The organism is Rhodococcus sp. BP-261 (genome assembly GCF_019835205.1).
GTDB classification, from domain to species: domain Bacteria; phylum Actinomycetota; class Actinomycetes; order Mycobacteriales; family Mycobacteriaceae; genus Rhodococcoides; species Rhodococcoides kyotonensis_B.
Map to the genome: position 1 here is coordinate 367,042 of NZ_JABUCO010000003.1, position 19,191 is coordinate 386,232.

Annotated in this window: 18 protein-coding genes; 11 read left to right on the top strand and 7 right to left on the bottom strand. The window is 64.6% G+C overall.

Annotated elements, in window-relative coordinates; translation table 11 throughout:
- Positions 1–11 precede the first annotated feature (11 nt).
- Genes HQ354_RS05560 through HQ354_RS05570 form a run of 3 tightly spaced genes read left to right on the top strand, consistent with a single transcriptional unit; the run spans position 12 to position 2,100 of the window.
- A complete protein-coding gene (locus HQ354_RS05560) occupies positions 12–395 on the top strand; it encodes an STAS domain-containing protein (protein WP_068431765.1) in 384 nt (127 codons plus the stop codon).
- On the top strand, positions 392–823 hold the full coding sequence (locus HQ354_RS05565) for an ATP-binding protein (RefSeq protein WP_068431768.1): 432 nt from the start codon (positions 392–394) through the stop codon (positions 821–823). The genes HQ354_RS05560 and HQ354_RS05565 overlap by 4 nt, the downstream gene beginning before the upstream one ends.
- Positions 820–2,100, top strand: coding sequence for a PP2C family protein-serine/threonine phosphatase (locus tag HQ354_RS05570; protein WP_222634304.1), 1,281 nt, complete (start codon positions 820–822; stop codon positions 2,098–2,100). The genes HQ354_RS05565 and HQ354_RS05570 overlap by 4 nt, the downstream gene beginning before the upstream one ends.
- A gap of 23 nt (positions 2,101–2,123) precedes the next feature.
- Here HQ354_RS05570 and HQ354_RS05575 read toward each other — a convergent pair whose 3' ends face one another.
- Positions 2,124–3,320, bottom strand: a complete 1,197-nt coding sequence (locus tag HQ354_RS05575; protein ID WP_068432076.1) for an ROK family transcriptional regulator — start codon at positions 3,318–3,320, stop codon at positions 2,124–2,126.
- Between the two features lie 123 nt (positions 3,321–3,443).
- Here HQ354_RS05575 and HQ354_RS05580 point away from each other — a divergent pair, with 123 nt between their 5' ends.
- The gene (locus HQ354_RS05580; RefSeq protein WP_084424080.1) at positions 3,444–3,758 is read left to right on the top strand and encodes a WhiB family transcriptional regulator; all 315 of its coding nucleotides are present in this window, start codon (positions 3,444–3,446) and stop codon (positions 3,756–3,758) included.
- Between the two features lie 21 nt (positions 3,759–3,779).
- Here HQ354_RS05580 and HQ354_RS05585 read toward each other — a convergent pair whose 3' ends face one another.
- A complete protein-coding gene (locus tag HQ354_RS05585; protein WP_068431774.1) occupies positions 3,780–4,805 on the bottom strand; it encodes a LacI family DNA-binding transcriptional regulator in 1,026 nt (341 codons plus the stop codon).
- 143 nt (positions 4,806–4,948) lie between these two features.
- Between HQ354_RS05585 and HQ354_RS05590 the strand changes: the two genes are divergently transcribed.
- Together HQ354_RS05590 and HQ354_RS05595 are read left to right on the top strand one after the other, a co-directional pair.
- A complete protein-coding gene (locus tag HQ354_RS05590) occupies positions 4,949–6,124 on the top strand; it encodes a Gfo/Idh/MocA family protein (protein WP_068432078.1) in 1,176 nt (391 codons plus the stop codon).
- Between the two features lie 71 nt (positions 6,125–6,195).
- A complete protein-coding gene (locus tag HQ354_RS05595; RefSeq protein ID WP_068431777.1) occupies positions 6,196–7,188 on the top strand; it encodes a sugar phosphate isomerase/epimerase in 993 nt (330 codons plus the stop codon).
- A gap of 66 nt (positions 7,189–7,254) precedes the next feature.
- Here the strand turns inward: HQ354_RS05595 and HQ354_RS05600 are convergent, their stop codons facing one another.
- From HQ354_RS05600 to HQ354_RS05615, 4 genes are read right to left on the bottom strand one after another with little or no spacing between them, the layout of a single operon-like run.
- Positions 7,255–8,490 (bottom strand): alpha/beta hydrolase, encoded by a 1,236-nt coding sequence (locus HQ354_RS05600; RefSeq protein ID WP_222634305.1) that lies wholly within the window; start codon positions 8,488–8,490, stop codon positions 7,255–7,257.
- Positions 8,487–8,732 (bottom strand): hypothetical protein, encoded by a 246-nt coding sequence (locus HQ354_RS05605; RefSeq protein ID WP_222634306.1) that lies wholly within the window; start codon positions 8,730–8,732, stop codon positions 8,487–8,489. The genes HQ354_RS05600 and HQ354_RS05605 overlap by 4 nt, the downstream gene beginning before the upstream one ends.
- A complete protein-coding gene (locus tag HQ354_RS05610; protein WP_068431785.1) occupies positions 8,729–9,358 on the bottom strand; it encodes a VOC family protein in 630 nt (209 codons plus the stop codon). The genes HQ354_RS05605 and HQ354_RS05610 overlap by 4 nt, the downstream gene beginning before the upstream one ends.
- A 22-nt stretch (positions 9,359–9,380) precedes the next feature.
- Positions 9,381–10,133, bottom strand: a complete 753-nt coding sequence (locus tag HQ354_RS05615) for a maleate cis-trans isomerase (RefSeq protein WP_068431788.1) — start codon at positions 10,131–10,133, stop codon at positions 9,381–9,383.
- Positions 10,134–10,389: 256 nt separating this feature from the next.
- On the opposite strand from HQ354_RS05615, the gene HQ354_RS05620 reads away from it, so the two are divergent.
- From HQ354_RS05620 to HQ354_RS05640, 5 genes are read left to right on the top strand one after another with little or no spacing between them, the layout of a single operon-like run.
- Complete coding sequence (locus HQ354_RS05620) at positions 10,390–12,492, top strand: hydantoinase/oxoprolinase family protein (RefSeq protein WP_222634307.1); 2,103 nt, start codon at positions 10,390–10,392, stop codon at positions 12,490–12,492.
- Positions 12,493–12,510: 18 nt separating this feature from the next.
- Complete coding sequence (locus HQ354_RS05625; RefSeq protein ID WP_222634308.1) at positions 12,511–14,832, top strand: hydantoinase B/oxoprolinase family protein; 2,322 nt, start codon at positions 12,511–12,513, stop codon at positions 14,830–14,832.
- Positions 14,829–16,526 (top strand): (2,3-dihydroxybenzoyl)adenylate synthase, encoded by a 1,698-nt coding sequence (locus HQ354_RS05630; protein WP_261780793.1) that lies wholly within the window; start codon positions 14,829–14,831, stop codon positions 16,524–16,526. Before HQ354_RS05625 ends, HQ354_RS05630 begins: the two co-directional genes overlap by 4 nt.
- Before the next feature lie 32 nt (positions 16,527–16,558).
- The gene (locus tag HQ354_RS05635; RefSeq protein WP_222634309.1) at positions 16,559–18,085 is read left to right on the top strand and encodes an FAD-dependent monooxygenase; all 1,527 of its coding nucleotides are present in this window, start codon (positions 16,559–16,561) and stop codon (positions 18,083–18,085) included.
- 25 nt (positions 18,086–18,110) lie between these two features.
- Complete coding sequence (locus tag HQ354_RS05640; RefSeq protein ID WP_206030354.1) at positions 18,111–18,818, top strand: TetR/AcrR family transcriptional regulator; 708 nt, start codon at positions 18,111–18,113, stop codon at positions 18,816–18,818.
- 28 nt (positions 18,819–18,846) lie between these two features.
- On the opposite strand, the gene HQ354_RS05645 is transcribed toward HQ354_RS05640, so the two are convergent.
- A complete protein-coding gene (locus HQ354_RS05645) occupies positions 18,847–19,116 on the bottom strand; it encodes a lipopolysaccharide assembly LapA domain-containing protein (RefSeq protein ID WP_114329878.1) in 270 nt (89 codons plus the stop codon).
- Positions 19,117–19,191: the final 75 nt, after the last annotated feature.

Genomic DNA, 19,191 nt, shown 5'->3' on the forward strand with positions numbered 1-19,191 from the left:
GCGAACGATCCATGACGACCGAGCCTCCGGGCAGGCATTTTCATGCACAGGTGACCCGCGATGGGCAGGTGACCATCTTGACAGTCAGCGGCGAACTCGACGTGTCGACTGTGCGCAACCTGGCAGACACTGCACGGCCGGTAGCCGAATCTGCAGAGGCCGGCTTGGTCGTCGATTTGTCCGACGTGCGGTTCCTGGCGTCGAGCGCGATCACCGAACTGGTCCGTACCCACGAGCATCTGCCGGCCGCTGCGACGATGGCGCTCGTCGCAGTGAACAATCAAGTTGTGCTGCCGATTCAGCTGAGTGGTATCGATCGAGTCATGTCGACGTTCGCGAGCATCCCTGCCGCGGTCGCTTACATCCGGGATCGAGCTCAGGCGGCTCGATCGTGACCGAGACCTCGACGGGCGAGCCCGGTTTGGACCCCGACCGGTGGACACACACCAGCCCCGCCGCGCCGGACGCCGCCACCACGTTGCGACGCCGTGTACGCAAGTGGGCAACAGGGCTGAAGGTCGCTGACAGCGTCGTCGACGCCATCGAACTGGCGTCGTACGAGGCGTTGGCGAATGTCGTCGAACATGCCTACGCCCGCTCCGAGAACAAAGGAGAGATGACGCTGACGGCCATCCACGAATCGCACGCGCTCAGCGTGACCGTCTCCGACACAGGGACCTGGCAGCCGCCCACTCCGACACCCGATCGCAGCCACGGTCTCGCACTCATCGAAGCGGTCAGCGACAACCTCGATGTCGACAACACCGACGACGGCACGGTGGTGACCATCGTCTGGAGTCTGTCGGAACCCGCGTCGTCATGACCGCACCCGGCAGTCCCGAAAGCCTTTCGGCCGAAGGGATCTCGGAGTTCATCGACGATGCTCCCTGCGGGATCGTCGTCGTCGACGCGGACTCCGAGGCCGTTCGTTACATCAACACGACGTTGCTCCGCCTCGTGCGACGCGATCGCAGCGATGTGATCGGATCGCCTCTCACGCGGCTGTTCACCGACGACAGTGTCGAGACACTGTCGATTCTCCTGGCTGTCGCGTCGCACTCCGACGGTACGTCGATCGGGGCCGCAGCCGATTTGGCCGCACCGGACTCGACGCGCGGTAATCCAGTGTCACTCGTGGCCAATCACCGCGTATCAGCGAGTGGCGACGCCGCGGTGGTCATCTCGGTTCACTCCACGGGCGATCACGTAGTGCGAGAAAATGCCTTGATCTCCGACCGCGACACAGCGCACGCGGCGCAGATCGACGCCGAAGCAGCTCTGGGGCGAACTCGGATCGCGCTCGACGAGTCCGAGGACGCCAGGAGAGTCGCCGAGGCGGAGCGAACGCAAGTCCAGGTTCTCGCTACGACCTTGCAGCGGACGTTGTTGCCTCCCGTGTTGGCAGCACCACCCGGCATGGAAGTGGCAGGCTTCTATCACCCCGCGTCGCTGGACGAGGTGGGCGGCGACTTCTACGACGTGTTCCCGTTGGACGAGGCCACCTGGGCGTTCTTCCTCGGAAACGTCAGCGGCAAGGGCGCAGGGGCGGCTGCCGTCACATCGCTCACCAGGTACACGCTGCGCGCAGCAGCGGTATTCGATCGCGACCCGATCGCCGTCCTGCACAATCTCAATTCCGTTTTGCATCAGGAGTTTCGGGGTGACGATCCCCGATTCTGCACAGTCGTGTACGGAACGATCACACTCGGCGACGACGGTGTCGTGGTCCATCTGGCCAGCGGAGGACATCCCCCGGCGCTACGGCTACAAGCAGACGGCACAGCCGAGTATGTGCACACCCGCGGCGGCCAGCTCGTCGGGGCGTTCGCGTCCGCCCACTTCGTCGCGGCGACCGTGGATCTGCGGCCTGGGGACGTCTTGGCCTTCTACACCGACGGTCTCACCGAAGCTGTTGTAGGGCCTGGTCGGGCTCGGTACGACGACGACGGTGCACTGCAGTCCTTCGCGACGGCAGCCGCGCCGACCAGCGCACAGTCGATCATCGGCCGTCTGGCCGAACTCCTCGACAGTTTCGGCAGCGGTCTGCAGGACGACGTGGCTCTGTTGGCGCTCGGACTGCCTGCGACATCGGACGATTGACACCGCGCCCGCCGCTCGCCCGGTCAGGCCGAGGCCGAACTCGCACGCAGCGAGGCATCGATGGCGTCCGAACTCAACACGCGATCGGAAACCAAGGCGGCGCAGCCGATCACACCGGACTGGCCACTGTGCATGGTGGCTCTGATGGTCAGGTTGCGGGTGGCCAGAGCCGTCGCACGTCCATAGACCGTTTCCCGCAGTCCTGCGACGAAGATGTCGTACGACTTGGCCATGTCTCCGCCCAGGACCAGAATTTCCGGGTTGAGCAAATTCACTGCGCCGGCGAGTGTCTCGCCGATGTGGCGTCCGCTGTCGCGGATGAGCCGTCGCGCTTCGGCATCTCCGCCGACCGCGAGATCGACGACGTCTCGGATATGTCCGACCGAACGCCCTTGGTCCTGGAGCGCGTGAACCAGAGCCCACCCGCCCGCTATTGCCTCGAGACAACCGGAGTCCCCGCAGCGACATGCCACGCCTGCAGCCGCGGCCGTCTTGGTATGCCCGAACTCGCCTGCAGCACCCAAGGATCCGCGTTGCAGCACTCCGCCCGCAATGATCCCGGCACCGAGACCGGTCGACGCCTTCACCAACAGAACGTTCTCGAAGTGTTCTCGGGTGTCGCGTCGTTCGCCCAGGATCATCGCGTTCGCGTCATTGTCGAGAAAGACTGGCGCGGAGGTCAATTGGCCGAAGTAGGGCGCCAGTGGAACGCCGTCCCATCCGTGCATGATCGGCGAATCGAGACTGCACCCACGCACCGTGTCCGCGGTACCGGGTATGGCCAGTCCGACCCCGAAAATTCGGTGGCCGGCGCGTCCTGCGTCGTCGATCAGCGCGTCGAACCGTGTGGTGATCTGCGGCATCAGCTCATCTGGTCCGACGCCGATCTCCTGGTCGACGGTATCCCCCGCCAGGAAGTCACCCCCGACGGTGAACACTGCCAACTGCGAGCGACTGCGTCCGATCGCGGCAGCGAGCACGATGCCTGCGTCGACATCGAACGACAGTCGCGCAGGCGGTCGACCGCCGGTCGACCGATCGTCCTCGGTCTCGACGACGAGTCCGAGCGCACTCAGCGCATTGACACGCGACACGATGGCCGAACGTGACAAGCCCGTGTGTTTGGCCAGATCGGCGCGGGTCGTCGCAACTCCGTCACGAACAAGCGCGAATACGGCACCCGCGGTGGCAGAAGGCGCGCTGGGTCGCGGTGTTCGCATGAGGCCATTGAACCAACTGGACATGACAACAGCAACATACTTACGACTTTTAAATACCTAAGTGGGGTTGTTTAACATCCGAAGTCGCTCTAGGGTGGTACCCGAGGACCTGAAGGAGGAGCAATGACATCACCGAGAGTCCGCGACGTTCCGACGAAAACCGTGTGGCTGCCTCCTGCCGTGACAGAAGAGTGGGACTGGCAGCTCCACGGAAAATGCCGCGGCCACAGCTCTTCCCAGTTCTTTCACCCGTACGACGAGCGCGGGCACGCGCGGGTGCGCCGAGAACAGGAAGCCAAGGCGATCTGCACGGGGTGCCCAGTGCTCGAGCAGTGTCGTTCGTATGCGCTCAAGACCCGTGAGCCGTACGGTGTCTGGGGCGGAATGTCGCAGACGGAGCGGGCGGATTACCTGAGGGCGCAGCGCAAGACAGCGTAACGGTCGCGGGCCCTGGGGTGGTCAGACGACTCGGTCGGTTGCCGCAGGCACCGGACCAGTAGTTGCCCGCACCACGAGACGGGGTCTGAGGACCGTCGACGCCGCCTCGTCGCGGCCGTCGTCGAGCCGCTCGACCGCAGCGCGCACAGCCCTGACTGCCTGCTCCTCCGGCCGCTGGCTGACGGTCGTGAGATCGATGTGCGCCATTCGGGCGAGGGTACTGTCGTCGTACCCGGTGACCGACACGTCGCCGGGTACCGCGAACCCATTGCGCCGCAACGCATCCAGAAGACCGGCGGCGCTGAGATCGTTGGCTGCCACGATTGCGGTGGGCCGCGGCCCCGAGGAACCGAACAACTCGTGGACGGCGCGCGGCGCGCAGTTCTCGGTGAAGTCACCGTCCACTACGCACTCGTACTCGGCAAGGCCGTGCCTGCGCATCGCGCGACGATACCCAGCCGATCGATCGATCGCGATCGATCCGGAGCCGCCGGTCAAATGTGCAATTCGGCGATGCCCGAAGTCGACGAGATGATCGACGACGTCACTCATGCCGGGCGAATCCCCGGCGCGCACGACATCGACACCGGCCCCGGTGACGCGACGTCCGACGGATACGACGGGCACACGCTCGGCCCACAGCATCAGCGACTCCGCGGGGGCTTCGGGTCCGAGAAGAACGACAGCCTCGCATCGAAAATCCAGAAGCGTCTCGATCACCTTGGACTCGGGGTGCGTCGACGTGACGGCGCCGAGAACTATCTCGTACCCGACCGCGTCTGCCGCAGCCACCATGTGCTCGACCATCTCGGCATGGAAGGGGTTGCGGATGTTCGTCATGACGCCGATCAGATGCGTGCGTCGCAGGGACAGCAAAGCCGCGGTGCGATTCGGGCGATAGTCGAGCTCGGCGGCGACCTCGAAGACCCGCTCCTTGGTCTCGGCGCTCGGGCCCGGTACCCCTCGGAAGATCATCGAGACGAGCGCCTTCGAGACACCCACCCGATCCGCAATGTCCTGCATCGTCACCGAACGCCCGTTACCCATGCGCCCTCCTCGCTTCGACGGTTCCGATCATCGCCTACGCCGCCTTGACATGGCCGTGACCGGTGTCTCATAGTAGCCATATTAGACCGGTCAAATAGATCGAACTAAATGTGCAACTCCCCACGACAGAAAGCATCACGCTCATGAGACAGGACTCCATCGGCGTTGCCGTCATCGGCGGCGGAATGGCCGGCCGCGCCCACGCAGCCGGATACCGCATGGCATCGACCCTGTTCGGTACCGACCGTCCCGACGTACGGCTCGTCGCGATCGCCGACACGAACGAGGCCATCGCCGACGACACCGCCAAGCGCTACGGCTACGAACGTGCGGAGTACAGCTGGCAGGCCATCGCCGCTGCCGACGACATCCAGGTCGTCAGCGTCGTCGTCGCCAACCACCTGCACCGCGAGATCGTCGAAGGACTCCTCGCCGCGGGCAAGAACGTGCTGTGCGAAAAGCCCCTCGCCGGTTCCATCGCCGACGCTCAGTCCATGGTCTCCGCAGCAGCGTCCGCGACCGGCATCGCCTCCGTCGGCTACACCTACCGCCGCTCCCCCGCGGTCCAGGCCATCGCCGACGAACTCGAAGCCGGCCGCCTCGGCGACATCGTCCACTTCGACGGCCGTTACCGCGCCGACTACTCCCTCGATCCCACCGGACCGATTACCTGGCGCTACAAGGGCGGCCTCGGCACCGGCGCCCTCGCCGACGTCGGTAGCCACCTGATCGACCTCGCCGAATACGTCGCCGGACCCATCACCTCGGTCCGTGGCGCGCAGTTCTCCACTGTCATCACCGAACGCCCCGTCCCCGTCGGTGTCACCTACGGCCACACCAAGGCCGACACGACGGGCGAGATGGCTGCCGTCGAGAACGAGGACGTCGCCACCTTCACCGTGCAGTTCGAGGGTGGGTTCGTCGGAACGTTCTCCGCTTCCCGTGTCTCGCACTGCAACCCGGACGGGCTCTCGTTCGACGTGTTCGGCACGAAGGGCTCCGCGTCCTGGGCACTCGAGCGCGCCTCGGAGTTCCACATCTCCACCACCGACATCGACGACACGGTCAACGGCCGTCGTCAGGTCATCATCGGACCCCAGCACCCCTACATTCGCGGCGGCCTGCCCATGGATGCCGGCGGCGTCGGACACGGCAAGGCCGAGTTCTTCGCCTATCAGGCACGTGCGTTTCTGGATCAGGTTGCTGGAATCCAAGGTTTGCCCGAGCTCCCCGACTTCGCGCACGGCCTGCGCGGCATGCAGATCGTCGCCGCCATCACCGAGTCGGCCGCAGGCAACGGCATCGCCGTCAAGATCTGACAGTCGGGGGGCTCCGTCCCCAACAGCCCCCGAAAAGACCACCACCGCAGACTCTTACAAGGACTGACAACATGAAGCTCGGCGTCTACAACGCAATCCTGCACGACAAGACCCTGCCCGACGCCATCGCGACGGTCGCGTCCCTCGGTCTCGAAGGCATCGAGATCAACTCCGGTGGCTTCCTGCCCCCGAACCACCTTCCCGTCGACGACCTCCTCGCCGGAAAGATCAGCCCCGAGGAATACTTGAAGAACTTCGAGGGCACCGGCGTCTCCATCGCCGGCCTGAACTGCAACGGCAATCCCCTGCATCCCGATCCCGAGGTCGGCCCCGAGGACGCCGAGGACCTGCGCAAGTCCATCGAGGTCGCCGGACTGCTCGGCGTCGACCGCGTCGTCACCATGTCCGGACTACCGGCAGCACACGAGGGCGGCACGTGGCCGGCATGGCACGTCAACACGTGGGATTCGGGCTACCTCGACTCCCAGGACTACCAGTGGGACCAGGTCGCCGTCCCGTTCTGGAAAGAGATCGACTCCCTCGCCCGCGAGAACGGCGTCAAGGTCGCCATCGAGATGCACCCGCAGAACCTCGTGTTCAACCCGCCGACGATGAAGCGTCTGGTGGAGAAGGGCGGGCTGACGAACGTCGGCGCCGAAATGGATCCGTCGCACCTGTTCTGGCAGGGCATCGACCCGGTCAAGGCCATCGAATGGCTCGGACCGCTGGTCTTCCACGCTGCCGCCAAGGACACCCGTATCAACCCGAACTGCGAAATTTACGGCGTCCTCGACGACCGCTTCACGCGCATCCCTGCCGATCAGAACCCCACCGGTCTCGGCGGCAGGCACGTGGTCAACAAGTGGCCCGAGGACTCCGCCTGGGACTTCGTCGCCGTCGGTGAGGGCCACGACGTCGAGTTCTGGACCCGCTTCCTCGCAGCGCTTCAGAAGATCGACCCCAACATGGCCGTCAACATCGAACACGAGGACACCGCCTACGGTCCTCTCGAAGGTCTCCAGATCGCCGTCGATACGCTGAACAATGCCAAAGCTGCTCTCTGACAACGGCATCCGGGCGCAGCATTTCAGCCGCGCCCGGATGAGTCGTCTCAGACCGGCTTCTGTTGTCTACCGGTCGAAGTGCTCGGCAAGCCACGCGCCGATGTCGGCGGCAGCCAGCGAAGCACCCGGAGGTGCGCCGGGGGCGATCGGTCCTCCGAAATGGGTTCCTGCGACCCCGACGGTGGTCTTGTCGACCGAGCCCAATGCATCGAACATGACTTCGGCGTCCTCCGGGAAACACGCCTGATCGCCGGTCAATTCGACGAACAACGACGGCACCACCACGCCTGGAGCGCATCGAACGAAATCCGCGTTGGTGGACAGTCCCGACCATGTGGACAGCCAGGCGTCCGGAGTGGACAGACGCCCGAACCCGACGAGCCCGTAGTTCGTCAGGTCGGGCCGACGGCCGAACAACGACCCGTACGGCCGGTCGTTCGGACTCAACGACAGATCCATGAACCTCGGATCGGCGTCCGTCCGGTGAACGGTGAGGATTCTGGGGGCGAGGGCAGTTCGGCGGTCGACGGGGTTGCCGCTGGTCTCGAACCGTCGACGAGCGTCCGTCGCCTCGGCGACGCGGTCACGCGCGATCTCGTCGAGACGCTCGATTCGCTGTCGCTGTGCTGCGCGATACCGTTCGAGGAATTTCGGCGAGTACGAGGAACTCTCGGGCGCCTCGGCGAATCCGTTCGCCGGATCGAACGGATCGAGAGCAGAATCCACCGACATCGGATCCGACTCGTCGACGACCGACGGGTCGATCAACCGCAGCAGCAGAGCGCCCTGGCCGGGATGCGGTGCCATGAACAGCGCGCCGTCGGGGATCGGCATGTCGGCCGATGCAAGGTCGATCGGCCGTCCCGCCGGGGTTGTCGTCAATCGCTGCGAGGGCGAGAGGCCTGCCTGCTCGTGGTAGAACGCGAAGAGCGTACCGCCCCCCGAATGACCCAACGTGACAACGTGATCGAATTTCTCCTGCACGAAGACTTGCCCCGCGGCGACGTCGAGAAGCGCCTGCTCGTGCACCAGGGACAGATCGTTGTTGACCGATCGGGTGCCCTGGGTCCACACCGCGTACCCGCGAGCGAGCAGCTCGGGAACCAGAACGTGGTGTGTCAGGTCCTGCCGTGGATGCATCAACGTGACGACGGTGCGAGCGCCCGGGACGGTTCGTAGGACGCCGCTCACTCGGGCATCGTCGGCCGTCCGCAACTCGTGTACCGACGTCATGGTGGAGGGCGGCGCCTCCGCGGCATCGATGTAGCGGCCTGCGCCCAGCCTCGAACTGGTCGAGGTCATAGCGAGTCGACCCGCATCGCGTCCTTGTCCCACTGCAGAATTCGGGACCGATGCAATCCGGCGACACTGGAGTACCAGACTGCGTGTCTGCAGCCGGTCGCTCGGCGATCGATCACGATCTCGCCAGCGGATCGAATACGAAAGTACGGTCCCATGCGATCGATCTCCACCGCCGAATCCTGGCCTGCGACAGCGGCGATCGCGGTGTTCTCGGGAACATCCAGAACGAACAAAGTAGTCATCGAGTACCGACCTCTTCGGGAACCCAATCGGCTGCGCGTTCGACGATCAATTCAGCTTTGCGCGTCAACAGGTTCGCCATGCTGGGGTCGGGACCGCGCACGACATCGATGAGAGCATCGATAGTCAAGTTCGCGTCGAGATCTTCCTGCGGGGTGACCGGACGCATGGCCCTCGTGATCTCGATCATGTATCCATTGGGATCGTGCGTGTAGATCGACTCGATCGTCTCGTGCTGGATCTGCATCTCGACAGGCCATTCACTGCCGTCGAGACGGCGCCGATACTCGAGCAGATCGTCCTCGCTGTCCACGTGGATCGCGAGGTGCCGTGATCGGATGAAGAAGATCGGCACGTCCTCGGCGAACCGCGAGTACGAATCACCCTGTGGCCCACCGTCGAACGGTTCGAGTCCGAAGTAGTAGAAGAAGGCGAGTCGATCGTCGTTTCCGATGTCGAAGAAGAAATGAATGAAATCCGGGTGCTTCTCCGGGCCCCAGCCTGCTGCGCAGATGGAGTGCACGACGGGGAACCCCAGGACGTCGCGGTAGAACTCGACCGTCGCGGCCGGGTCGAACGTCGGGTAGGCGACGTGGTCGACGCCTTTGACCTTGTGTGGGAGGGACATCTGATCTCCTTTCTGGAGAGTTCTAGAGGGTTACTGCCGCGTCTGCTCGAAGCAGGGACCCCGCGTCGGGCAGATCGACGGGTAGGTCGAGTGCACGAAGCAGGCTGTATGCGCCTGCGGTCGCTGCCGACAGAACCGGAATTCCGAACTCGTCTTCGGCTGCCTGCACGAGCGGCAGCGACGGCATCTGCACGCAGGCGGAAATGACGAGAGCGTCGACACCCGTCAACTCGAGCGACCGCGCGGCATCCATCACCCGTGCTCCGGGGATGCAACCGACCTCTGCATTGTCGGACACCTCGAGTGCGCGCCAGTCGACGATGTGAAAGCCTTCGGCTTCGAGGTATTCGACGACCTTCTCGGCCAGCGGCTTCATGTACGGCGTGACGAGTGCGATGGAGGTGGCCTTCAGCGCGTTCAATGCTTCCACCAACGCGCCGGCACTGGACCTGACGGCCGCGTCGGACCCTCCCGCCGCCAGTTGTTCGGCGACGAGCCCTTCGACACGCTGGTGTTCGCCGGGGCCGGCAGCCATCAGCGCGACCAGGCATGCGTACAGGATCGCGTCGACGTCGGCATCACCCAGTTCGAGAATGCACCGCTCACGTTGGGCATTCATCGCGCGCAGCTGTTCCGGTGACACGGCCTGCATGCGCATACGGCTGGAATGGAACGAAAAGCGCGCATCCGAGTGCCGCGCCAACAGCTCCGGCATCTCGGTCTCGACGGTCACATTGGAACTCGGTACGACGAGTCCGATGCGGTGAAAACTCATGGTGTGCCCTTCGAATCGAAGAAATTTACGCCAATGACGAGTATTCGACGTCCGCGACGATCCGTCAAGCCCGCCCCAGCTGCGCCATCCCGACCCGGCGGGCCATCAGGCAAGATCACAGGTGGTGATCCCGCTCACGTTTACTACTTGACATGTTTTCGTCAACGTCGAATACTCGACGCAGACGTAAGCGGTGTTGGAGCACGCACTCACACCTCTCGGGCGTCTTCGACTCGGACCTAAGGAGCACACCGACATGACCTACGTGATCGGAGTGGACGTCGGCGGCACGTTCACAGACGCAGTACTCGACGACGGATCCGGTACCGTCGTCGCAGCCAAGGCACCCTCGACCCCGCCCGACTACTCCCAGGGCGTCATCGACGTGCTGGAAGTTCTGGCCGCTCAGCTCGGCCTACCGGTTGCCGAGATGCTCGCGAACACCCACCACATCGCACACGGCACCACGTCGTCGCTCAATGCGCTGGTCATGGGCAACGTTCCCCCGGTCGGCTTTCTGACCACCAAGGGGCACCGAGACTCGATCTACATCATGAACGTCGAGGGCCGGTACCTCGGCCGGTCACCGGAGCAACTGCAGAACGTGCTCGGCCAGAGCAAGTCTCACGGCCTCGTGCCCAAGAAACATGCCCTCGAGGTCACCGAACGCCTCGACCGCGACGGCAACATCGTCGTCGCCCTCGACGAGGACTCCGCGCGTGATTCGATCCGCCGGCTCGTGGACGACGGCGTGTCGGGCATCGCCGTATCGTTGCTGTGGTCGTTCCGAAACCCGGTGCACGAACAGCGAATTCGTGAACTCGTGCACGAGATCGATCCGACCATGTTCGTTTCGCTCTCGTCCGAAGTAAGTCCTCGCATTCGCGAGTTCGCCCGCAACGCGACCACGATCATGAGCACCCAGATCGGTCCGGGGCTTCGCGACTACCTCGGTTCACTCGAAGAGAAGCTGCGCGCGCTCGATCTGGCCGGTCCTCTGTTGGTCATGCAGAGCAACGGCGGCGCCGTCGCTGCCTCCGAAGCACCGAACAATGCCATCAGTACCGTCGGTTCCGTCCTCACCGGTGGTGTCGTCGGGGCGGTCTCGCTCGGCAAGCAACTCGGGCACGAGAACATCATCGCCACCGACGTCGGCGGTACCACATTCCTCGTGGGACTCGTCGTCGACGGAGAGCCGGTACGAGCGTCCAGCACCATCATCAACCACCACCCGATCAACGTGCCCACCCTCGAGGTGCACGCCATCGGATCGGGCGGCGGCGCGATCGCGTGGGTCGACGCAGGCGGCAACCTCCAGATCGGACCACACAGCGCACAGGCAGTACCGGGCCCCGCGTGTTACGGCCAGGGCGGAACCGAACCCACCAACGCCGACGCGAACCTCGTCCTCGGGATTCTTCCCGAACGCGGATTGCTCGGTGGCCGAAAGGCTCTCGACAAGGAAAAGGCACGCGAGGCCATCCGGCGTCGCATTGCCGAACCGCTCGGACTGACTGTCGAGGAGGCCGCCGCCGCGATCTACGCCGTTCAGAACGCTCAAACGGGCGACCTCCTCCGCAAGACCGTCGTCGAAGCGGGCCACGACCCACGAGATTTCGTTCTCTACGCCTTCGGTGGTGCAGGACCAGCGCACTGCGCCGGATACGCAGCCGAGGTCGGAGTCAAGGAAGTGATCGTGCCGCTCGGACAGGTCGCGTCGGCCTTCTCGGCCTACGGCCTGGCGTCGTCGAACATCGTTCTGGCAGCCGAGTTGTCCGATCCCGCAGCCATGCCACTCGATCCCGCCCGTGCAGAACAGAATTTCGACGGCCTCGAGCAACGAGTCCGCGAAGCGCTCGGTCGACAAGGCCTGAAGTTCGCCGACATCGAGATCGAGCGCGAGATCGACATGCGGTACACGATGCAGCTCGCCGAGGTCGCGACGTCGATACCCGCAGGCAATCTCGACGCCGCGAGCATCGCTCATGCGTCGGACCTGTTCGAGATGCGGTACGCGGACCTGTACGGCAAGGACAGCGGATTCCGCGAGGCAGGAATTCAAGCCATCACCTATCGCGTACGCGCCACCGGCGTCCTCCCCTTCTCCCCGACACTCCCGGAGCTGAAATCCGCCGACTCGGCCGACTCGGCCGACGCACGCATCGGATCACGGCAGGTGTGCCTCGACGGTCGAATCGGCTACGTGGACACCGACATCTACGACTACAGCAAGCTCGCCGCAGGCCATGTCATCACCGGTCCCGCGATCGTCGAGGTCCCCACCACGACTGTCGTCGTTCCGCACGGCACCACAGGCACCGTCGATCGCCTCGGCAACCTGAACATCGTCGCCCAGTAAGCACCCAGGAGCATTCCCATGACATCAGCGATTCCCGGCTCGGAAGTGTTCTCGAGTCGACCCGTCGACCCCGATGCTTTGTCCCGTTCCCTTCCGCCGAGCCTGCCGATCCATACCGTCACCCAGGAGCAGATCGACGATCTCGATCCCCTGACGTACGAGGTCGTGCGACACAGGTTGTGGTCGGTGACGGACGAGATGGGCGAGGCACTCAAGCGTATGTCCGGCTCCCCCATCGTCACCGATGCGAACGACTTCGACTTCGCCATCAGCGACGAAGTGGGACAAGAGGTGCAGGTCGGTCTGTACAACACGATGCTCGTCGGGGCCGTGGACTTGGCGATCTATTGGACGCTGCAGAACCGAGCCACCAATCCCGGCATCGAAGAGGGCGACATGTTCCTCTGCAACGACCCGTGGGTCGGTGGTGGACTGCATCAGAGCGACGTCATCGTCTACCAGCCGATCTTCCACGACGGCAAGCTGTTCGCGTGGACGAGCGCGATCTGCCACGAGCCCGACCTCGGTGGCTCCGGCCTCGGATCGTTCGACCCGTCGGCGAAAGACGTCTTCTCCGAATCACTTCCGACCCCACCTGTCAAAGTGGTTCGCGGACACGAACTTCAGCGTGACATCGCCGACCTGTGGGTCAGGCGGTCACGAGTGCCCATGCTCGTCGGCCTCGATCTGCGGGCGAAGATCGGCGCCAACACCGTCGGACGCAACCGTATGCTCGCCGTCATCGAACAGTACGGCGCCGATACCGTCAAAGCCGTCATGAAGCGCATGATGACCGACGCCGAATCGCGCCTCCGCAACAAGCTTTCAACGCTTCCCGACGGAACGTGGAAGGCGACCGGCTACCAGGACCAGTCGAGCGTGGGTGATCGCGACGTCCACAAGATCACCGTCGCGATGACCAAGACCGCCGATCACCTGACGTTCGACTTCACCGGGACGGACCAGCAGACCGGCGTCATCAACTGCACCTACGCAGGTATGCGCGGCGGCGTCATGCTCGCCCTGCTCCCGATCCTGGCCGGTGACATCCCGTGGTCGGCAGGCGGGCTGATGCGTTGCTTCGACTTGGTGTCCGAGGAAGGCACGATCAACAACGCGAGCTTCCCCGCTGCCGTCAGCCGAGGCCCCATCGGACCAGCCTGGTTGACCGGCAACCTCATCGCCGAATGCCTGTCACAGATGCTCGACAGGTCCGTCGACCTGGGCAAGAGCGTGCAGGCCGCATGCTGCGGCACATGGGACACCGCTGTGATCGCCGGCCTGGACGAACGAGCCGAACAACCGGTCCCGTTCCTGAACATCATGATGGAGCCCATGGCGGGCGGGTACGGGGCGCAACCTACAGCCGACGGCATGGATACCGGTGGCCTCTTCTGCATCCCGATGGGCCGCATCCCCGACACCGAAATGACCGAGTTCCTGTACCCGCTGCTGACGCTGTGGCGTCGCGAAGAGCCCGACTCCGGCGGCCCGGGACGCCACCGAGGCGGTGTCAGCGCGTCGCTCGCGGTGACACCCTACGGAACGTCGCTCCCCATGGGTCTCGTCCTGGCCTCCGCAGGCAAGGCCGTGGCACAGAACAACGGTCTCGCAGGCGGCTACCCAGGCAACACCGGTCTCGAGATCCTGGCGCGCGGCACCGACATCAACGAGCAATTCGCGGCAGGCAGGATTCCGTCGACTCTCGACGAAGTCGCGGGAGGCCAGGAATTCGGCCCCTGCTATGCCGAAAGCTACGTTGCGCCAGGCGAAGTCCTGTACATGCACTGGCAGGGCGGCGGCGGATACGGCGACCCGCTGCGTCGCGATCCGGCTGCGGTGGTCGTCGACCTCCGCGAAGGCAAGGTCACCGAAGAGGGCGCGTCGGCCGTCTACGGTGTCGTCGTCGACGCCGGTGCCGTGGACGAATCGGCCACGGCCGATCGGCGCCGGGAGATGTTCGCGCAGCGTCGAGCCCGTTCCACGACGCACGGCGACGCCCCCACGATGGATCTGACGCTCGCGCGCCGTCTCGACGACAATCTCGCCGAGATCACCGTCGCCGACGTCCGCGTCGTCGCGTGTGCCCATTGCGGACGCCTCCTCGGCGACGAGAAGAACGACGGCACACTGGAGTTGGCTCGCTACGAAGGACCGTCCTCGGAGGCAGGGCCGCAGGTGACGTCCGACGCCTCCGAGTACGTCGACACTCCGATCGTGTTCCGTCAGCTCTGCTGCCCGGGATGCTGGACCGCCATCTACTCCGGCATCGTTCCTGCCGACCATCCCGATCACTCGCTCGAGATGTCCCGGCTTCTTCCCGCGGTGGCAGAAAGATGACGATGGCAGCGAGTCAGACGTACTTCGACTGGGGTGGGCACTTGGTGCCCTATCCGGAAGAGCGCGCACGCCGCTACCGCGACAGCGGTTCGTGGAGTGACCTCCCTACGGGCAGGCGGTTCCACGAGGTTGCACTGCGGTACCCCGACAGGCAGGCTCTCGTCACGGCCCAAGGCTCGCTCACCTACGCCGAACTGGACCGTCGCACCGACGCGATCGCCGCAGGTCTGATGCAGTTGGGATTCACGCGACTCGAACCTGTGCTCTTCCAGATCACCAACCGCCTCGAGACCGTCCTCGCCTGGTACGGGTGCATCAAAGCCGGCCTGGTGCCGGTTGCCACGCTGGCCGCGCATCGGATGCACGAGATCGGCCACGTCAGCAAGACCGTCGGCGCTGCACTGCACATCGTCGAGGCAGAATTGCCGTCGTTCGACCTGGTGCAGTTCGCCCGTGAGCACGCGTCGGGCAGCGAGACCGTGCGACGCGTCATCACGGTGGGAAGCAACAGTGGCGATGAAATGCGTCTCGAAGATCTCGGACACGGAATCGACCCGGGTGACGCCAGGGCGGCGGTCGAAGCGATCGAAGCGGACACCGACCCCCAGGACGTCGTCGCCTTTCAGCTCTCCGGCGGAACGACGGGTGTCCCCAAGGTGATTCCGCGCATTCACGCCGAGTACTGGAACAACGCACTGCTCTATGCGCAACGACTCGAATGGACGATGGACAGCCGGGTCGCGCACCTGATTCCGATCGTGCACAACGCCGGTATCTCGTGCGGGCTGCATGCATCGCACGCCGTCGGAGCATGCCTCGTTCTGGCAACGGCCGACCCCGGACCCGCACTCGACCTCATGGAGTCCGCACGGGCCACCGAAGTCTTGATCGGCCACGGTCACTACCAGACCGTGCTCGATCCGGACTTCGACAGGGTGCGAGGCGCACTGAAACATGTCATCCTGTCCGGGGCCAAGGTGTCGAATGCGTTGATGGACCGCGTCGACGACGGGGAAAGCCACTGGGCCGGGCAGCTTTTCGGAATGTCGGAGGGCTTGTTCACGGTCACGCCGGTCGACGCACCACGTGAGGCCCGCATCGCAACCGTCGGCACACCGGTCTCACCGGACGACGAAGTGCGCATTCTCGACCCGGGCACCGAGACCGAACTCGCGGACGGGGAGGTCGGCGAACTGAGCTGCAGGGGTCCGTACACCATCGCCGGTTATTTCGCAGCGCCAGAACACAATCGGACGGCATTCACCTCCGACGGGTTCTACCGCACCGGCGACCTCGCATCGGTCACCGTGATCGACGGCCAGCGGTTCGTCACGATCGAAGGCCGCATCAAGGACCTGATCAACCGCGGCGGAGAGAAGATCAACGCCGAAGAACTCGAAGTTCTCCTGCTTCGACACCCCGGCATCGTGGGTGTGGCCGTCGTCGCGATGCCCGATCCGCGTCTCGGCGAGAAGACGTGCGCATATCTCGTTGCGGCAGAACAGGAGTTGACGCTCACCGAGGTCCAGGACCATCTGACCCAGCTCGGCGTCGCCAAGTTCAAGTGGCCCGAGCGCCTCGAATGGCTCGACTCGTTGCCCCGAACCAACGTGAACAAGATCGACAAGAAACGGCTTCGGATGGACATCGCTGCGAAGGTGCAGACCGAAACCACGCCCGGGTCCACCTCGTAGACCGGGTATCACGTTCGAACACTGGAGTATCCATGAAACTCGACCGCGTCGCAGTCATCGGCGGGGGGCCAGGCGGCCTCTACGCAGCACGACTGCTCAAACTGTCCAACCCCGACGCAGAGGTCACCGTCTACGAACAGAGCGCGCCGGACTCGACGTTCGGGTTCGGCGTCGGTCTCGCATCGCGAACTCAGCGCAACCTTCGCGCAGCCGACGCGGCATCGCTCGATGCCATTGTCGCCGAGGCCTATTCGCACGAGATGTCGTTGCAGGTGGGAGACCGGACGGCGCGCCTTGCACACGGGGATCTCCTCGCGATTGCACGCACGACCCTACTGGCCGTACTGCAGGACCAAGCGAGGGACGCCGGGGTACGTCTGGAGTTCGGCGAACGCCGCCATGCCCAGGAGCTCGACGTCGACCTCGTCATTGCGGCCGACGGAATCAACAGTGCGACGCGCTCCGGCGAGCCCGCTTTCGGAGCCGACATCTCCACCGGTTCCGGGCTCTATCTGTGGTGTGGAACGGATTTCGCGCTGCCGAGCGCGATCTTCGTCCCGGTCACGACCGAGCACGGGACGTTCGTCGCACACGCTTATCCGTATGCGTCCGATCGCAGCACGTTCCTCGTCGAAACGGATGAAGAAACCTGGCGTCGAGCAGGATTCGACGCCGCGGATTCCGTCGAGCCCGGCGACAGCGACGAGGCGTCGTTACGGTACCTCGAAGCCGCGTTCCGCGAGACGCTGCAGGGACACAGCCTTATCGGCAACCGAACACGGTGGATGCGATTTCGGACCGTCTCCTGCCGCAGCTGGTCCGTCGGAAACGTCGTCCTTCTCGGCGACGCCGCCCACACCGCGCACTACTCGATCGGCTCGGGCACCAAGCTGGCCATGGAAGACGCCATCGCGCTCGACGCCGCTCTGACCTCTGCGAACTCCATCGACGACGCACTCACCGAGTACGAGCGTGTTCGTCGCCCGGATGTGCGGCACCTCCAGGAAATCGCGCGTCGCAGCGAACACTGGTGGGAGTCGTTCCCCCAGCGCATGGACCTGCCCGTCGAGCAACTGATGGTTGCCTACATGACTCGCGCGGGAAAGGTCGGCTTGGAACGGTTTCTCGAATCCGCACCCGACGTCGCGTGGAACGGTATTGCGAGCTACGCGAACATCGGTGGCCATGTCGAGCCACCCGAGGAAATCTCCGACTGGGTTCTGCACCGTCCACTCGCACACCGTCGAGGCACATTCGACACCCGATACGCCCCAGCGTCTTTGCGCGACGAGCCGTCCACGGCCGTGCTGTCCGTCGACGTCGAATCGGCATGGAACGAGAAAGCCACGGCGCTCGTCGACGAGGCTCGCGCGTGTGCCACCGTGTGGTTGACGGGTCCGCCCGACCGGACGGCTGTCCTCACGCGGCTCGACGTGGCCGAGCGGATGATGCGTGGCAGCGATGCTCTCGTCGTCGTCGCCGTCCCGTCGACCTGCACGTCCGACGCTGTCGCAGGGCTCGTCAGCGCGCGCACGCACCTCGTGTCGGTGGAGTCGTGACTTTGGCGACGGTTATCCTTCGACAATGACACGCGAGGACGCATCCCGGGGATCCGCGCGCAACCCGCGTCGCGAGCTGGTCGAGAATCAAATACTCGACCAGGCGACGCGGCTGTTCGCGGAGAAGGGCTTCGCCAGCACCACGCTGCAGGACATCGCCGACGCCACCGGACTCACGCGGCCTGCTTTGTATCACTACGTCGCGAACAAGGACGCACTTCTCGCGAGGCTCGTCAGCGAAAGCACCGAGACACCTGCCGCGGTGTTGCACGACATCAACGAAAGAACGGATCTCGGCCCCACCGAGAAATTGCGCAAGATGGCCACCGCGATCGCGCTCAACCAGGCGCAGAGTTCCGATCGCTTCAAACTGATCATCCGATCGGAAGCCGACCTGCCAGAAGAGATTTCACGGAAGTACCAGCAGAGCAGACGGCACGTGTTGAAAGAGTTCGTCCTCGTCATCGAACGTGGCATCAAGACCGGCGAGATGCGGCCCGTCGACCCTCGCACCGCGGCCCTGGGCATCATCGGCATGCTGAACTGGGTTGCCTGGTGGCATCAAAGCGGCGATCCCGACGCCGATCGTTCGGTAGCAACGCATCTCGCTGACATGGCCATCCGAACCGTCGCCAAGAACGACGGCGAACCGTCGGCGCCCGAGGGCCCGGAGCGAGCGATCGCCATGCTCCGCCAGGACCTCGACTATCTCGAGAGGCTCCTGAAGGACTGAGCAGCTGCTCCGGGCGCGGCTCGCGTGTCTAACGCACCGCCCGGCGCACACGTAGCGAGGCTGCGGCGGCGAGGGTGATGATCGATCCGACTGCGGCAGCGCCCAACAGCCACACTCCCTGAGGAAGGCCGAAGTTCCAGCCGAGGAAATTGACGTTCTCGTGCACGGTGTTCTGCAGCACGAAGATCACCAGGGCGATCGTGAACACCAGAGCCACGATCAGCGACAGCTTGGCTGCGAATCCGCCGCGGCGGCGCGGGCGGGCGGGTGCGATGGGAGTGGAATCGGCGGTAGTCATGTTCGGTCCTCACGGTAGAAGTGAATGGTTGCGAGAGCGGGGCCGCCGACCAGGTCGGCGGCCCCGAACACGCCA

Bases quoted from the DNA above. Each gene is read 5' to 3' on its own strand.
- HQ354_RS05560 (WP_068431765.1), top strand. From the start codon at position 12: ATGACGACCGAGCCTCCGGGCAGGCATTTTCATGCACAGGTGACCCGC.
- HQ354_RS05570 (WP_222634304.1), top strand. From the start codon at position 820: ATGACCGCACCCGGCAGTCCCGAAAGCCTTTCGGCCGAAGGGATCTCG.
- HQ354_RS05575 (WP_068432076.1), bottom strand. From the start codon at position 3,320: ATGCGAACACCGCGACCCAGCGCGCCTTCTGCCACCGCGGGTGCCGTA.
- HQ354_RS05580 (WP_084424080.1), top strand. From the start codon at position 3,444: ATGACATCACCGAGAGTCCGCGACGTTCCGACGAAAACCGTGTGGCTG.
- HQ354_RS05585 (WP_068431774.1), bottom strand. From the start codon at position 4,805: ATGGGTAACGGGCGTTCGGTGACGATGCAGGACATTGCGGATCGGGTG.
- HQ354_RS05590 (WP_068432078.1), top strand. From the start codon at position 4,949: ATGAGACAGGACTCCATCGGCGTTGCCGTCATCGGCGGCGGAATGGCC.
- HQ354_RS05595 (WP_068431777.1), top strand. From the start codon at position 6,196: ATGAAGCTCGGCGTCTACAACGCAATCCTGCACGACAAGACCCTGCCC.
- HQ354_RS05600 (WP_222634305.1), bottom strand. From the start codon at position 8,490: ATGACCTCGACCAGTTCGAGGCTGGGCGCAGGCCGCTACATCGATGCC.
- HQ354_RS05605 (WP_222634306.1), bottom strand. From the start codon at position 8,732: ATGACTACTTTGTTCGTTCTGGATGTTCCCGAGAACACCGCGATCGCC.
- HQ354_RS05610 (WP_068431785.1), bottom strand. From the start codon at position 9,358: ATGTCCCTCCCACACAAGGTCAAAGGCGTCGACCACGTCGCCTACCCG.
- HQ354_RS05615 (WP_068431788.1), bottom strand. From the start codon at position 10,133: ATGAGTTTTCACCGCATCGGACTCGTCGTACCGAGTTCCAATGTGACC.
- HQ354_RS05620 (WP_222634307.1), top strand. From the start codon at position 10,390: ATGACCTACGTGATCGGAGTGGACGTCGGCGGCACGTTCACAGACGCA.
- HQ354_RS05625 (WP_222634308.1), top strand. From the start codon at position 12,511: ATGACATCAGCGATTCCCGGCTCGGAAGTGTTCTCGAGTCGACCCGTC.
- HQ354_RS05630 (WP_261780793.1), top strand. From the start codon at position 14,829: ATGACGATGGCAGCGAGTCAGACGTACTTCGACTGGGGTGGGCACTTG.
- HQ354_RS05635 (WP_222634309.1), top strand. From the start codon at position 16,559: ATGAAACTCGACCGCGTCGCAGTCATCGGCGGGGGGCCAGGCGGCCTC.
- HQ354_RS05640 (WP_206030354.1), top strand. From the start codon at position 18,111: ATGACACGCGAGGACGCATCCCGGGGATCCGCGCGCAACCCGCGTCGC.
- HQ354_RS05645 (WP_114329878.1), bottom strand. From the start codon at position 19,116: ATGACTACCGCCGATTCCACTCCCATCGCACCCGCCCGCCCGCGCCGC.